This window comes from uncultured Henriciella sp. (genome assembly GCF_964005855.1).
Lineage (GTDB): Bacteria > Pseudomonadota > Alphaproteobacteria > Caulobacterales > Hyphomonadaceae > Henriciella.
Genome location: NZ_CAXFSW010000002.1, coordinates 104,513 through 119,360 on the forward strand (window position 1 = coordinate 104,513; position 14,848 = coordinate 119,360).

Sequence of the window (14,848 nt, forward strand, 5' to 3'; positions counted from 1 at the left end):
GTTGCGTCCGCCTCGACAAGGCAGTCGAAAGCCGTAGCATGCGGCTATCCTGGCCAGAAAAACATAATCGGCCAGTTCTGAGGAAACACTGGAGGGATCATGAAACCTGTGCGTCTTGTCGGGGCAGCTGCGCTGTCTGCACTCTGGCTTGCGGCATGTGGCGGACCGTCAGACGACGGCGCCCGTGTCGAAGCCCCCAAACCACCTGAAACCGATAGCGATACGACCGGCGCGACCGATATGGGCGCGGCAGCAGTCGATGGGGAGCGCCTTCTCAAGGCCGGCGAGACACCTGCCGAGTGGCTGACCTATAACGGCACCTATGACGAGCAGCGCCATTCGGCGCTCACCGGCATCTCGCCGGAGAATATCAGCGAGCTTTCCCCAGCCTGGACCTATGACCTCAAGACCGGCCGGGGCATTGAATCGACACCGATCGTCGTCGATGGGGTCATGTACCTCACCTCCTCCTGGTCGGTGGTCTATGCGCTCGATCCCGTAACGGGCGAGGAGCTTTGGGTGCACGACCCGGAAGTAGACAAATCCGTCGGCGTCAAAGCCTGCTGCGACGTCGTCAATCGCGGCGTCGCCGTCTATGATGGCAAGGTCTATGTCGGCGTCATTGATGGCCGCCTGCAGGCCCTCGACGCCGAAACGGGCGACCTTGTCTGGGAAGAAACGACGGTCGACCAGTCCAAACCCTATACGATCACCGGCGCGCCCCGCATCGTCAAAGGCAATGTCCTGATCGGCAATGGCGGCGCGGAACTTGGCGTGCGCGGCTATCTCTCGGCCTATGATGCAGAGACCGGCGACCTTGCCTGGCGTTTCTACACTGTTCCCAACCCGAACAAGGAGCCCGACGGCGCCGCTTCCGACGCCATCTTCGCAGAGCTTGCGAACGACACCTGGGGCGATGATGGCGCCTGGGTCACCGACGGCGGCGGCGGCACGGTCTGGGACTCCATCCTCTATGACCGCGAAAATGACCAGGTTATCTTCGGCGTCGGCAATGGCTCGCCCTGGAATGCCGACATCCGCGACCCCAATAGCGATGGCGACAACCTCTTTGTGTCCTCCATCGTCGCGGTCGATGCCGACACGGGTGAATATAACTGGCACTACCAGACCACGCCGCGCGACAATTGGGATTATACCGCCACCCAGCACATCATGCTGGCCGACCTCCCGCTTGGCGAGAATGGCGAGACCCGCCATGTAGCCATGCAGGCGCCCAAGAACGGCTTCTTCTATGTGGTGGACGCAAAGACTGGTGAGCTCATCTCCGGTGATCCCTACGCCAATATCAACTGGGCTGAAGGCCTCGATGAGGACGGCCGTCCGATCGAGAATCCCGAAGCGCGCAACAATGACCCGGCGACCTATAATGGCTTCGTGCAGGTGCCTGCCCCGTATGGCGCGCACAACTGGCACCCCATGGCGATGAATCCGGATCTTGGCCTGGTCTATATCCCGGCAATGGAGCTTGGGCAGGCCTACGTCACTGACGCACGCTTCAAGTCCAAGCCTGCCAAGTGGAATACCGGCATGGACTTCGCTGCCGGCATCCCGCTTCGCTATCCCGAAGGCACAGTTGAAGCCATGCGGGCGGCCGCCCGCGGCACCCTCGTGGCCTGGGATCCGGTCAAGCAGGAAGCCCGGTGGAAAGTGGAGCATGAAGCCGGCTGGAATGGTGGCATCCTGTCGACAGCCAGCGGACTTGTCTTCCAGGGCAAGCTCGACGGCAACCTCATCGCCTATGATGCAGCTACCGGCGAGGAGCTCTGGAGCGATCAGCTCAATTCCGGTGCGCTTTCCGGTCCGATGACCTATGAGGTCGACGGGGAGCAATATGTCACGATCACGACCGGCTGGGGCCATGCCTATGGCCTGGCGGCCGGCCTTCTGTTCAGTGAAGCTGTGCCCCCGGCCCTCGGCAAGGTCGTCACGTTCAAACTGGGCGGAGACGCCGAAATCCCGCCTCTGAACACCGACCTTCTCGTCGAGCCGGCGCCCAAGGCAGAGCCCTTCGGTGACGAGGAGATGCTGCAGGCCGGCCTTATCCACTTCTCGCGCAACTGCGCGGTCTGCCACGGGACGCTGGGCATCAGCTCCGGCGTCCTGCCGGATCTTCGCTGGTCCACCTACACAGCAGACGCCGACGCGTGGAATAATGTGGTGATCGGCGGCGCCCTTTCCGAAAATGGCATGGTGTCTTTCGAAGATGTCATCACACCGGAGGACGCTGAGGCGATCCGGGCCTATGTCGTCACGCAGGCCCACCTCAACCGGGCCAGCGACGAGCCGCCCGCGCCGTCCGATGAACCTATCGGTCCCGGCATGGATGAGGTCGAGCCCGGACAGGAGGCCCAGCCGGAAATGGAAACACCTGACCCGGCTCAATAGCCGCAGCGTTTACGCGCTTCATTTCCTGATCTGAAAAACCTAAACTCCCCGGCAGGACCCGCCGGGGAGTTTTTTCATGCATATCCTGCTCGCGCTTGTCGGCGTCCTCACCTTCATTGCCGTCTGGTACTGGCGCCTGCGGATGATTACCGGCGCGGCCCGCCATGGCTACAATGCCGCAAGAAAGGCGGCCGGGCGCCGCCGCCTCCCCGCGCCGAGCCATGGACGCCGCACCGGCCTCGCCGCGGTCCACGATCCACGCGAGGCTGCAGCAATCATGATGCTCGAAGTCGCCCGCACGCCGGGCGGGACCATCAGCGACAAGCGCGACGCCGCCATCCGCGCCGAGATGATCGATCATTTCGGCTTCACGCCCGATCAGGCCGAGCAGCTCCTGGCACATGCCGCCTGGCTGACCCGTCAGGCCCCCGCCTCAAGGAAAATCGTCGAGCAGATGAGCCGCGTCGTCCTGGCGGCGCCGGATATGACGATGAAGGATTATGACGACCTGTCCAGCATGCTTGAAAACGTCGCCGTGGCAGATGGAAAAGTGTCCAGCGCCGAACGCGACCTCATCCAGATCTGGCGCAATCGCGCCGGTCTGAACTGAACCGCTTGGCAGCCCCTGCCCCGGCAAGATAGAAACGACATCATGAGCGACGCTTACGAAAAACGGGTCCGCAAGGATAATTGGGGAAACTTCTCCATCCTGCGTCACCGGGCCTTTGACGGGGTTCTGGTCACCTCGAAGAATTCCGGCACCCACTGGGTCAAGTACATGTTTGCCGTCGCGCTGGCGGAGACCTATGGCGTGCCGCGCCCGCAGTATTTCTCAGAGGATGCGGTGCGCCCCTATATCGGCTGGCCGAAGGACAAGCCAACCTTTCCGGAACTGCCGCGCCTCGCCTTCAGCCACACCATTCCGCACAAGCTTGCGGACTGGAGCTTTGCGCGCGGCCTTGCCGGCCTGCCGCCCTATGTCCTCTTCGTGCGCCACCCGATGAGCATCCTCGCCAGCCACCACGCCAAGTGGAATCATGAGCTGAATGTCGACTGGCTGGACTATCTGCGCGGCGATCCTTCCGGCTCAGCCTATCGCTGCGATGTTTACTGGCTCGCACGTTTCTGGAACCGTTGGGGCGACCTCCTGGAAAAGGCTGGCGACCGGATATACCGCGTCCATTATGAGGACACGCGCGCCAATCCGCGCGCCATTCTCGGCGGCATGGCCGCCCACTGGCAGATCAGTCTCACATCGAAGGCGCTCGACGCAGCCCTGAAGGCGGGAACAAAGGAAGCCATGGCCAAGAAGGTCGACCCGGCCGCCGAAGCCAATGTCCTTCAGTTCCGCAAGACCCCGCTGGAAGAACAGTTCTCAGGCGAGGCGCTCGACATCTACCGCGAACGTGTGGACGCTCTCTTCCGGCACGATCTCGGCTACGACCTCATGCATCTGCCGAAGGCATGAAGCCCGCGCTGCGGCCCGAGGCGTCATATCTGATCCACCAGGGCTCTGCGGCGGCCTCAGCGGCAAGCTTCACCATCAGCGGGTGCGAGAGGACGGCGACCATATAGGCCTGAGCGGTATTTGTCCGCGGCAGGTCATAGGTCTGGAAACGCGTCACCACGGGCGCATAGACCGCGTCGGCCGCGCTCCATTCGCCGAAAAGATAAGGCCCGCCAGACGCCTCCAGCGCCTCACACCAGATATCGTCGACGCGGGAAATGTCATTGGCCAGCGCCTCCGTCATCTCCGGCCGGCCATGACGGGAGCGGATGTCCATCGGGCACGCGCGGCGCAGGTCCGGAAAGCCCGAATGCATCTCGGCGGAGATTGCCCTTGCCCGGCCGCGCGCCTTGCTGTCCTGCGGCCACACGCCCGCATCGGGAAACCGGTCGGCCAGCCATTCGATGATGGCGAGCGAATCCCACACCGTCTCATCGTCCCAGAGAAGGAGTGGCACCTTCCGCGTCGGGCTGATCTCTGCCAGCCGCGCGGTGGTATCGGGAAAATCGAGCGGGACGATCTCTTCCTCAACGTCCAGCTTCAGATGGCGCACCATCAGCAGGGCGCGGATCGACCAGCTCGAATAGTTGAGATTACCGCTCACGAATTTTCGCATTCCCGCGTCCTCAGTCCGGCTTTCCGCCGCCAAGCAGCCATTTGAAGGGGCGGATTTCCACCGTCTCGAACAGGCCTGCCCTGGCATAGGGGTCTGCTTGCGCCCATGCCTTCGCATCGGCCAGCGTGTCGAACTCCACCACGAAGGTGGAGCCTGCAAACGTCTCCCCGTCCTCTGCCAGAACCGGCCCCCCCATAAGGATCCTGTCCGCATATTCTTTTGCCCACTCCAGGTGGGCCGGCCGGTTCTCCATGCGAACGGAAAGCGCGCCCGCCTTGTCACGGGCATTGATCAGAAACTGCGCCATTGTCCTAAAGCCCTTCCTGCGTGAACGGACGGTTGAGCAGCGCCGTTATCGCCTCGTCCACATTCTTTTCGCCTGCCAGAATTTCATGCACCGCAAGGCAGATCGGCATGGTCACACCCTCACGCGCGGCCAGCTCGACCAGCGCCGGCGCGGTCGCCACCCCTTCGGTCACCGAATTTCGGGCCGCCAATATGTCTTCGGCCTTCTGGCCCTCACCCAGCGCCTTGCCGAAGCTCATATTTCGGGACTGGGTGGAGGAACAGGTCAGGACGAGATCCCCCAGTCCGCAAAGACCGGCCAGGGTCTGCGCCTGCGCGCCCATGCCGACGGCGAGCCGCGTCATTTCCGCGAAGCCGCGCGAAATCAGCGCGGCATGGGCCGATTTGCCAAGCTCCAGTCCCTCAACGATGCCGCAGGCAATGGCGAGCACATTCTTCACCGCACCGCCGACCTCCGCACCGATCAGGTCGTTCGACCAGTATGGACGAAACGTGTTGCGGCCGACCGCCGTCATCAGCTTCTGCCCCAGCGCCTTGTCGGCGCAGGCCAGTGTCACCGCCGTCGGCAGGCCTCGCGCCACATCTGCGGCAAAGCTCGGCCCGGAAAGAACCGCTGGCGTCGCCTGGGGCAGAGTCTCGTGCAACACGTCGGTCATCAAGCTGAGGCTCGACTTCTCGATGCCCTTGGAACACAGCAGGACGGGCACACCGGGCTGGATATGCGGCGCGAGTGCTTCAAAGGTCGCCCGCGCATGCTGGGCCGGCACAACCGAAAGGATGGCCTCGCACCCGGCCAGATGGGAAAGGTCGCTGGAGGCCGGCATGGCGGGCAGTTCCACACCTGCCAGGAAAACCGGATTGCCTTCGCCCTTGCTCAGCGCCTCAGCCACCTCTTCCTCGCGGGCCCAGATCTGGACGTCGCGTCCGGCCTTCGCGGCCGTCGCGGCCAGGGCCGTGCCCCAGGCACCAGCCCCCAATATTCCTACTTTCTGCATAAGGGCGCGCGCTCCTGGCTGCTAAGGTCACTGAAGAATTTATTGATCATTCAGGCGATTTCCGTATCCTTGAGGCATGAGCGATAAATCCGAGACCCGTGAGCAGATCCTGGATGCGGCAACGAACCGTATCAAACACTATGGCTATGGCAAAACAACCATGTCGGAGATTGCTGGCGACTGCGGCATGTCGGCTGGCAATATCTACCGGTTTTTTGCGTCCAAGCTGGATATCGCAGAGGCCATGGCCCGCCAGTTCAATTCCGATCTTTACCAGACCTATTCGGAAATCGCACGCGCCAGCGCGCCGCCAGCAGAACGCCTTCGCAAGGTCTTTCACTTCAATCTGGACCAGACCTATGACGCCATAGAGCGGGAAGCAAAGATTCTGGAGGTGGCGGAAGTTCTGGGTGAAGAACGCCCGCTCTTCATGAATGAAGGGCTCGCCCAGGAACGCATCTATCTTTGCACCATCCTTGAAGACGGCGTCGAACGGGGGGATTTCGCGCCCATTGCCGACTGCAATTATACCGCAGAGATGATCCAGTCGGCCCTCATGAAGTACCGCTTTCCCCAGCTCTTCTCGCGCCTCACCCTGCCCAAGCTGCGCCGTGAACTGAATGGCTGTCTCGATATCGTCGTCGCCGCCCTGCAAAAGGGCATCGAAAAGACGCCAGAGACTGAACACTGAATAATATTCAAATCGTTCATTGATTTTCGTTTTGCCCGGTGCTATATCCTTCTCACCGGAGCAGACAAGCTCGCCTGCCCGGCCTGTAAGAAGGACAAGAAAAATGAGCGTTTCCTCCACAGAGACCCGCCAGGGCATTTTCGCCTTGCTGCTCAGCCTCCCGCTGGCCGCAGGCCTCTCCACCTTCGTCCTGCTTGGATCGGGCCTGCTGATCTGATCGGCCCAGCCCCAGACTGAGACGGATATCCAGAGCCCCGCCACGCAGCCCGCTGGCGGGGCTTTTGGCTTTACGGCTGCGGACTTTCCCGCGCAGGTCTGGATCGGCCGACTGGGTCACCGCCGTCTCCAGACTGGGGCAGCAAGGCTCCTATTAAGGGATTTGTGGTAGCCTTACTCGATGGACGCCTCAGCGGCTCGCGCTTTGCACGGCCCGCCGCCTGTGGCATTGCCAACTGGATTCGAGGAGACATGTCATGTCGCGCAAATATTTCGGCACCGATGGTATTCGCGGGACGGCGAACACGCCGCCTATGACACCGGAAATCGCCATGCGGCTTGGCATGGCCGCCGGCAAGTATTTCCGCCGCGGCGGCACACGGCGCCATTCGGTCGTGATCGGCAAGGATACGCGCCTCTCCGGCTATATGATCGAACCGGCGCTGGTGGCTGGTTTCACCTCTGTGGGTATGGACGTCACCCTTTTCGGGCCGTTGCCGACGCCCGGCGTCGCCATGATGACCCGTTCCCTGCGTGCAGATCTCGGCGTGATGATCTCAGCCAGCCACAATGCCTATGAGGACAATGGCCTCAAACTCTTCGGCCCGGACGGCTACAAGCTCTCCGATGAGATTGAGCTGGAAATCGAAAGCCGGATGGACCGCGCGCTTGACGACAAGCTCGCCGCGCCGTCCGCGCTCGGCCGCACGCGCCGCGTCGATGACGCCCAAGCCCGCTATATTGAGATCGTGAAGGCCACCTTCCCGCGTGGTATGCGCCTCTCCAACCTTCGCGTCTGTATCGATTGTGCAAACGGCGCCGCCTACAAGGTCGCCCCGACGGCCCTTTATGAGCTGGGCGCCGAGGTCTTCCCCATCGGCGTGTCGCCAGATGGCTTCAACATCAATCAGGAGGTCGGCAGCACAAACACCCATGCGCTGCGCGAAGCCGTTCGCAAATACCGCGCAGATATCGGCATCGCACTCGATGGCGACGCGGACCGCTGCATCCTCGTCGATGAGCGCGGTGAGGAAATTGACGGCGACCAGCTCATCGGCCTGATCGCAGGCGACTGGAAACGGCGCGGCCTTCTGGCCCGCGACGGCGTTGTCGCGACGGTGATGTCCAATCTGGGCCTCGAAAAATACCTGAAATCCATCGACCTCCAGCTCGAGCGCACCAAGGTCGGCGACCGCTATGTGGTCGAGAAGATGCGCGAAGGCGGCTTCAATCTGGGCGGTGAACAGTCCGGCCATATCGTCGTCTCCGACCACGTAACCACCGGCGACGGCATGATCGCCGCCCTGCAGGCGCTTGCCGTCATGGTGGAGACCGGCAAGCCGCTCTCCGAACTCGCAAACGTCTTCGAGACCGTGCCCCAGAAGCTCATCAATGTACGCTACAATTCTTCTGCACCCCTGGAAAACGACGACGTAAAGGCAGCCATAAACGCTGTCGAAACGCGCCTTGGCAGCACCGGACGGCTCGTGATCCGCAAGTCCGGCACGGAGCCGCTTATCCGCGTCATGGCAGAGGCCGAGGATGCGGACATGATGGAAGAAGCCGTCAATGAGGTTGCCGACGCCGTTCGCGCCGCAGGCTAGTTATCCCAGGGGAAAATAGCCTGAAACTTGCATGATCCAGTTTCAATGTCACGCGGAGGGAAGGAAACTGGCATGACAAGACCCTCAGACCTCGTCGCCCTTACATCCGGCGGCCCCCACGCCTGGATCATGATAAATGTGCTGCGCGAACGCTTCGGCCCGTTCCCGGTGATCCGTGAGCAGGGTGAGCCGTCATCTGTTCTCTGGCGCCGCCGCCGCAAGATGCTTGGTCCCCTCAAGGTCGCCAGCATGCAGGCCGCCCGGATCCCGATCAGGCTGACCAAAGGGGGCACCGACGACCGGATCGCCCAGCTGATCGCACGCGAAAAGCTGGAGCCGGACCCGCGTGCCGGTACGGAAATCATCGATGTCCCCTCGGTCAATTCGGACGCTTGCCGCGCCGCCCTGCAGGCCGCGTCCCCTAAGGCCGTCTTCGTCGTCTCTACGCGCATGATCGGCAAGGCGACCCTGCAGGCTGTCGATGCCCCCTTCATCAACTATCATTCCGGTATCAACCCGGCCTATCGCGGCATGTTCGGCGGCTATTTCGCCCTCGCGAACGGCGAGCCAGAGCATTTCGGCGCGACAGTCCACCTGGTCGATGAAGGGGTCGATACAGGCGGCGTTCTCTACCAGTCGCATGTCGAGACCGAGCCCGGCGATAATTTTCACACCTATCTCTGGCGCATGGCCGCTGGCAGCCGGGACATCGTCATCCGGGGGATGGAAGACGCGCTGCGCGGCACGCTGACCCCGCGCCAGGTGGACCTGCCTTCAAGGCAGTGGTTCGCCCCGACCTTTGGTGGCTATGTCTGGACCGGCCTCAGACGCGGCGTCTGGTAAGGCCCGTCCGCCCGCATCGCCGAGGTCGGCAATCTCCATGGCGAGTCTGGCCCCGCGGAGAAGCGCCTCTGACCAGAGCGCGATCCGCGCCGACACGATCTCCCGGAAGGGTGTATCGGGAAGGGCATGGCGCACAAGAAAGGGCGCCGCCTCCGGCGAACTCACTGTCCCGCCGCGCACATATCTGCCGTCCCAGACGCCATCTACCCAACCCGGTTTCAGCTCGCCCGGATCGCGTCCGGCAAGAAGGGTCTCACCGCGCCGTTGCAGCCAGGCCCCGCCCAGCGTGATGCGCCCTGCCGGCCCGCCCATGCCGATCTCGAGGCCCAGTGCCTCAATCGAGCTTGCAGGCACCGTCCGGCTACGCCCCGACGCGGTCTGGATGAGCGTGTCGAGAAACCGGCTGAAAACCGGACTTGAAAGCGGCGCGCCCTCAAGATCAGCCTCGATCAATCCGGCCTCATCGACCCGCACCCGCTCGCGCAGAAGCCCGGCCAGCCGCCAGTCCTCAAGCGCGCGCAAGCGCATTGCATCCGCGGTCACTGAGCCCAGACGGCACGCATCGAGCCGCTCCATGAGACGGCGCACCCGGACACGTTCATAGGCCTCGGAGATGTTGCTTGGATCGTCCACCCAGCTTTTCCCCGCCTGCACCAGCCGCTCTCGTAGCAGATGGCGCGGCCAGCCGATGAGGGGGCGCCCGATAAGCATATCGCGCCCGGCCGGCCAGACCGGGGAGACCGACACAGGCTGCGGACCCACGGCGCCGGCAAGGCGGGCGGGCCGCGCAAGACGCATCAACAGGGTCTCAATGACGTCGCTCTGCGTGTGACCCAGAAGAATGACCCCTGCCCCCGCCTGTCTCGCGGCCTCTGCCAGCAGCGTATGACGCGCTGTGCGGGCCGCGCTCTGGCTTCTTTTGTCCGGTGTCCAGCGCAGGATCTGCGCCTCATGGCCAAGCGCGCGGGCGGTCTCTGCCACCCATTCGGTTTCGCCGGCCGCTTCGGGCCGCAGGCCATGATCGACTGTGAGAACCAGAAGATTGCGGCCCGACTGGCGCGACCATCCGCTTGCAAGGTCAAGCAGGCTGATGGAATCGCTGCCCCCGGACACGGCGAGGCAGACCGGGCCTTGCACCCCATCCGTCATCGCATCGATGAGCTCGGGCGTATGGTCTTCTAGGCGCTGCAACCCGCACGCGTGCGCTCAAGGGCGGCAAGGTTCTTGGTCACGCCGGAGGCGTCGGGATATTGCTGCGGCAGCACGGCCAGCGCCTCGCAGGCACGATCGGTATCGCCAACAAGCCGCATGGAGCGGGCGAGTTTCACAAGCGCATCCGGTGCGCGCGCATCATCGGGATATTCGCGGATCATCTTCAGATATGCCTCGCCGGATTCAGCATAGGCTTCCTGCTGGAAGAGAGTTTCCGCCAGCCAGTATTGCGCCTCGCCTGCCTGCGGGTCGTCAGAGAACCGATCCAGAAAGGCCCGGAAAGCCTCTTCGGCCCCGGCATAATCGAATTTGAGGAGGCGGGACTTCGCCGCCGCAAAGAGCGGTCCGGCCTCACCGGGCAGTTCGCTGGCGCTCAGCGTGCCGAGAGAGCCCTGATAGCCGGGATTGCCGCCGGTTTCATCGCCTGCTGTCTGCGCCTCTTCAGACCGGGCCGATTGGCGGGGCTCGTCGCGTTCGGCCGCGCGGTTGCGCGAAGGCTCTGAGGAAGCGCGGGCACCGGCGGTCTCGCGCGGCTCGCCGCCTTCTTCCACCGCGCCACTGGCAAGCCCGTCCATCTGACGCTCAAGACCGGAGATACGCTCCTGCAGGCGGTCATTCTGTTCGCTGAGGGTCCGCAGCGTCTCGCCGATACGCTGGTCATCCTCCTGCATGCGCGCCGACTCGTCGCGCGATTGCGATAGCAGGAATTCAAGCGTTTCGATTTCACCGTTCAGCCGGCCGATCTCGTCTTCCAGCCGCGCGATATCGAGCGACATCTGCGCCATCTGCTGGCGAAGCTGGCTTACCGTTGTCGCAAGGTCCCCGCTGGTCGCGCCGCGGGTGATCGGCGCACGCTGCGCTTGGGCTTCGACGACGGGGACGGCGAGAAGCGAAAAGGCAGCGAGGGCAAGAACCGGTCGGATCATGAAAGGCGCTCCAGGAAGGCGATACGATGGACTGGACATATAGCTAAAAAAAAGCCGGGGCCAAATTATGACACCCGGCTTTCCTTGTCTGTGACTGGCAGCAGGCTCTAGCTGCTGGGGCCACCCATGATCTGGGTGAAGGCGTTGCGGTTCATCGCCCAGGCAGCCTCATTCGACTCAGCCGCGATCGGGCGCTCCTTGCCGTAGGAGACCGTGTCGATGCGCGAAGGGGAAACGCCAAGGTTCACCAGATAGTCGCGAACGACAGAGGCGCGGCGCTCACCGAGGGCGAGGTTGTATTCGCGCGTGCCGCGCTCGTCGGCATTACCGGCGACGAGGATACGGACGTTCGGATACTGCTGAAGCCAGGCGGCCTGACGCTGGAGGACCGACTGGTCGTCGCCATCGAGGCGGTACTGGTCGAGATCGAAATAGACGCGGTCGCCGACATTGACCTTGAAGTCTTCGAGCGAACCGGCGGTCGGGCCGGAATCGATCACGCGGCTCGGCTGTTCGATGTCGGATTCGTTGACCGGGCCGGTCGGAGCGGAATCCGTATCGGAAACCTGTGACGCCGAATTGTCGACTGGATCAGGCTTGGACGCACAGGCGGCCGCTCCCAGAACCAGGGCAATAGATGCAGTGCTGATAACAAGACGACGCATTGGTTACTCCTTCGTAAGGTCGTTGGCGCGACCCTTATTGCTCGATTTTGTCAACTTCGTGGCTGACGATTGGTTCCCCGAAATATATTCGGCGTATTGGCGGTGTTTTTGGGCTCGCCCGCACACTTTTAGTTCAGAAGCGGCGACCAGGCCGGGTCGGAAGCCTGTGTCGGCGTCGGAATCTGGCGCAGATTGCGTCCTGTCAGGTCGACCGACCAGAGCTGCGGGCCTGCGCCCGGCGCGCGCTCGCGGAAGAAGGTGATGACGCGCCCGTTCGGCGACCATTCCGGCCCTTCATCCAGATAGGATTCTGTCAGCACGCGCTCACCTTCGCCGTCGGTGCCGATCACGCCGATGGAGAACTTGCCGCGAGACTGTTTCGTGAAGGCGATCAGGTCGCCGCGCGGGCTCCAGACCGGTGTGGAATAGCGGCCCGACCCGAACGTGATGCGGCAGGCCGTGTCGCGTCCGCCTGATGGGCAGGTCAGCGGTGAACCGTCCGTATTCATGATATAGAGCTGCGGGCTGCCGCCACGGTCGGAGTTGAATACGATCTGGCGGCCGTCCGGCGACATGGACGGGGAGGTGTCGATCGCCGGGTGATCGGTCAGACGGCGCGTATTCTGTGTGACGAGATCACGCAGATAGATGTCGGAATTGCCGTTCGCCGCCTGTGTCAGCAGGACCGACTGGCCATCGCGCGAGAAACGCGGCGCGAAGGTCATGTTCTGGAAATTGCCAAGCACTTCCTGACGCCCGCTCTGGATGTCGAACAGATAGACGCGCGGGCGGTTATTCTCGAACGACATATAGGTGATCTGCTGGTTCGACGGCGAGAAGCGCGGCGTGAGAACCGTGAACGTGCCCGAGGTGAGATATTTCACATTGGCACCGTCAGAATCCATGATGGCGAGGCGTTTGGTACGGTCATCCTTCGGCCCGGTCTCGGCGACATAGACGATACGCGAGTCGAAATACGGGTCTTCACCGGTCAGGCGCGAATAGATCGTGTCAGCAATCTTGTGCGCGATGCGCCGCCAGTCTTCCGGCTTGGCGGTAAAGCGCCGCCCGGCCTGTCCCTCAAGGCGCATGACTTCCTCGCCATAGACATCCCAGAGACGCACCGAGGCGCGGATGAACTCCACCCCCTCAATCGTCACGCGGTCCACCTCACCCACGACCAGCGCGTCGGTCTGGATGATTTTCCAGTCTGCGAAACGCGGCTGGCTATCGATGGAAAGGTCACGCTGGATATAGGCGCTTTCCGGCGTGATGGAGAAAAGCCCTGTCGAGAGCAGATCGTTCTGCACCACCGATGTGATATCCGTGGCGAGCTGGCGGTCGGCACCTTCTGCCTCGAAGACCGGAATCGCGATCGGTGTCGGCTTCAGCGTGCCTTCGGAGATGTTCACGGTCACCTGCGCCGTGGCGGCCGGTATGACCGCGATGAAGGCGGCAAACAAATAGGCGGCAATTGATCTGATCATCTGGCTTATCGCCCTTTCCTGACGTCTAGTTGCCCGTAAAAGCCGGGCCGAGATTGATAGTGGCTTCCTTCCAGAGATCGTAATCATCCCTTGGAAGCCTGTAAGGCTGACACTTCTGGACCGCGCGCTGGGCCCGCTCGATGGCAAGCTGCATGGAGCGGTCGCCAATCGGCGCGCGTGAGGGCCGGACGAGATCGAGGTCGATCACATTGCCCTCGGCATCCAGGCGCGCCCGCATGCTGACATTGAGCCGTTCTGGTTCGGGCTGGTCGCTGACCCCATCCCAGCACGGATAGATCTGATTGTAGAGCAACTGCTCGATCCGCACAGTGTTGGCCGTGCGTTCGCCTGCCCCAGACCGGCGCTCCTGCGGCGCGGGCGCTTCCTCGCGTTTAGGCTCCGGCTCGCGCGGCGGCGGGCGGGTCTCGCGCCGGGTCTCGCGCTCGCTCTGGAAGGTGGATTCGGCTGAATTGAGCAGGTCGTCCAGCGCGCTGGACTTGCGCTGCGGATTTGGCGTCGCGGGACGCTCCTCCTCCGGCTCTTCAGGCGGGGCTTCCTCTTCCTCGTCGGGTTCAGCCTCGAAATTTGGCAGGATGTCATCTTCAGCTTCAGGCGCGGGCGCCTCCTGGGAGGTCTCCACATCATCGACCGGAATATCGCGCTCGTCTGGCACTTCCTCGACCGGGACATCCTCTTCTTCAGGCTCCGGTTCGGGTTCAGGCTCTGGCTCTTCTTCCACCGGCTCGGGCTCTTCGGGCTCGACGACAGGCGCGACATTGGTCATCTCGCCGACCTCGACCAACTCGACCGGCACCAGCACAAATTCCTCTTCCGTCTCAGTCGTGCCGACATAGGGCCATACGATATAGCCTGCGCCAATGACGGCTGCGTGCAACAGGATGGATGCGGGAAGACCGCGGATCATTACCGGGCGCTCTCCTCGGCCTGTGGATCGGTGACCAGCGCGATATTGCGGAATCCGGCGCGCTGCATGCGGGTCATGACCCCCATGACCTGGCCATAATTCACGCCTTCATCTGCGCGCAGGAAAATGCGCTCCTCATAGCCTTCGCCGGCAATCGCATAGAGGGTGGAGACCAGCTCATCGGGCTGGATCTCTGTCTCCTGGATGAAGATGTCGCCATTACTGTTCAGCGACACAGACAGCGGCTGGGTCTGCGGCGCGCGCAGATTTTCCGCCGACGCCTTGGGCAGCGAGACCTCCACACCCGTCGTCAGCAGCGGCGCGGTAATCATGAAGACGATAAGCAGCACCAGCATGACGTCGACCAGCGGCGTAACGTTGATCTCCGCCGCCATGGACCGGCGGCCCCGTCCGCGTCCTGGTGTGCCTGAAGCAAATCCGCCAGCCAT

15 protein-coding genes are annotated in these 14,848 nt (G+C 62.8%); 6 read left to right on the top strand and 9 right to left on the bottom strand.

The features are described from left to right. Nucleotides 1–99 precede the first annotated feature (99 nt). The 3 genes from ABNU55_RS03565 (at nucleotide 100) to ABNU55_RS03575 (ending at nucleotide 3,874) form a co-directional block, all read left to right on the top strand. The gene (locus ABNU55_RS03565; RefSeq protein ID WP_290754760.1) at nucleotides 100–2,406 is read left to right on the top strand and encodes a PQQ-dependent dehydrogenase, methanol/ethanol family; all 2,307 of its coding nucleotides are present in this window, start codon (nucleotides 100–102) and stop codon (nucleotides 2,404–2,406) included. A gap of 76 nt (nucleotides 2,407–2,482) precedes the next feature. Beyond that, nucleotides 2,483–3,016: a TerB family tellurite resistance protein gene (locus ABNU55_RS03570; RefSeq protein WP_290754761.1), complete on the top strand. Its 534-nt coding sequence runs from the start codon at nucleotides 2,483–2,485 to the stop codon at nucleotides 3,014–3,016. Between the two features lie 42 nt (nucleotides 3,017–3,058). Next, nucleotides 3,059–3,874 (top strand): sulfotransferase family protein, encoded by an 816-nt coding sequence (locus tag ABNU55_RS03575; protein ID WP_290754762.1) that lies wholly within the window; start codon nucleotides 3,059–3,061, stop codon nucleotides 3,872–3,874. On the opposite strand, the gene ABNU55_RS03580 is transcribed toward ABNU55_RS03575, so the two are convergent. The 3 genes from ABNU55_RS03580 to ABNU55_RS03590 are packed head-to-tail and all read right to left on the bottom strand — an operon-like array spanning nucleotide 3,852 to nucleotide 5,830. Continuing rightward, nucleotides 3,852–4,529 carry a glutathione S-transferase gene (locus ABNU55_RS03580; protein ID WP_290758040.1) on the bottom strand — a complete coding sequence of 226 codons (678 nt, stop codon included), beginning with the start codon at nucleotides 4,527–4,529 and terminating at the stop codon, nucleotides 3,852–3,854. The two genes, ABNU55_RS03575 and ABNU55_RS03580, sit on opposite strands and share 23 nt — an antisense overlap. A 10-nt stretch (nucleotides 4,530–4,539) precedes the next feature. Continuing rightward, nucleotides 4,540–4,836, bottom strand: coding sequence for a YciI family protein (locus ABNU55_RS03585; protein WP_290754767.1), 297 nt, complete (start codon nucleotides 4,834–4,836; stop codon nucleotides 4,540–4,542). 4 nt (nucleotides 4,837–4,840) lie between these two features. Beyond that, entirely contained in the window at nucleotides 4,841–5,830 is a 990-nt protein-coding gene (locus tag ABNU55_RS03590; protein WP_290754769.1) for an NAD(P)H-dependent glycerol-3-phosphate dehydrogenase, read from the bottom strand. A 76-nt stretch (nucleotides 5,831–5,906) separates the two neighbouring features. Here ABNU55_RS03590 and ABNU55_RS03595 point away from each other — a divergent pair, with 76 nt between their 5' ends. The 3 genes from ABNU55_RS03595 (at nucleotide 5,907) to ABNU55_RS03605 (ending at nucleotide 9,184) form a co-directional block, all read left to right on the top strand. After that, on the top strand, nucleotides 5,907–6,521 hold the full coding sequence (locus tag ABNU55_RS03595; protein WP_290754770.1) for a TetR/AcrR family transcriptional regulator: 615 nt from the start codon (nucleotides 5,907–5,909) through the stop codon (nucleotides 6,519–6,521). Nucleotides 6,522–6,994: 473 nt separating this feature from the next. Beyond that, entirely contained in the window at nucleotides 6,995–8,341 is a 1,347-nt protein-coding gene (gene glmM / locus ABNU55_RS03600; protein ID WP_290754771.1) for a phosphoglucosamine mutase, read from the top strand. Nucleotides 8,342–8,413: 72 nt separating this feature from the next. Further along, nucleotides 8,414–9,184 (top strand): formyl transferase, encoded by a 771-nt coding sequence (locus tag ABNU55_RS03605; protein WP_290754773.1) that lies wholly within the window; start codon nucleotides 8,414–8,416, stop codon nucleotides 9,182–9,184. On the opposite strand, the gene tilS is transcribed toward ABNU55_RS03605, so the two are convergent. From tilS to tolR, 6 genes are all read right to left on the bottom strand, one after another. Beyond that, a complete protein-coding gene (tilS, locus tag ABNU55_RS03610) occupies nucleotides 9,116–10,375 on the bottom strand; it encodes a tRNA lysidine(34) synthetase TilS (RefSeq protein WP_348764233.1) in 1,260 nt (419 codons plus the stop codon). The genes ABNU55_RS03605 and tilS overlap by 69 nt on opposite strands. Further along, nucleotides 10,363–11,322, bottom strand: a complete 960-nt coding sequence (ybgF, locus tag ABNU55_RS03615; protein WP_290748223.1) for a tol-pal system protein YbgF — start codon at nucleotides 11,320–11,322, stop codon at nucleotides 10,363–10,365. Before ybgF ends, tilS begins: the two co-directional genes overlap by 13 nt. 107 nt (nucleotides 11,323–11,429) lie before the next feature. Continuing rightward, nucleotides 11,430–11,987 carry a peptidoglycan-associated lipoprotein Pal gene (gene pal, locus ABNU55_RS03620; protein ID WP_290748220.1) on the bottom strand — a complete coding sequence of 186 codons (558 nt, stop codon included), beginning with the start codon at nucleotides 11,985–11,987 and terminating at the stop codon, nucleotides 11,430–11,432. A 128-nt stretch (nucleotides 11,988–12,115) separates the two neighbouring features. Then, on the bottom strand, nucleotides 12,116–13,474 hold the full coding sequence (gene tolB, locus ABNU55_RS03625) for a Tol-Pal system beta propeller repeat protein TolB (protein ID WP_290748219.1): 1,359 nt from the start codon (nucleotides 13,472–13,474) through the stop codon (nucleotides 12,116–12,118). Between the two features lie 25 nt (nucleotides 13,475–13,499). Next, a complete protein-coding gene (locus tag ABNU55_RS03630) occupies nucleotides 13,500–14,399 on the bottom strand; it encodes a hypothetical protein (protein ID WP_290748211.1) in 900 nt (299 codons plus the stop codon). Beyond that, nucleotides 14,399–14,848, bottom strand: a complete 450-nt coding sequence (tolR, locus tag ABNU55_RS03635) for a protein TolR (RefSeq protein ID WP_290748209.1) — start codon at nucleotides 14,846–14,848, stop codon at nucleotides 14,399–14,401. The genes ABNU55_RS03630 and tolR overlap by 1 nt, the downstream gene beginning before the upstream one ends.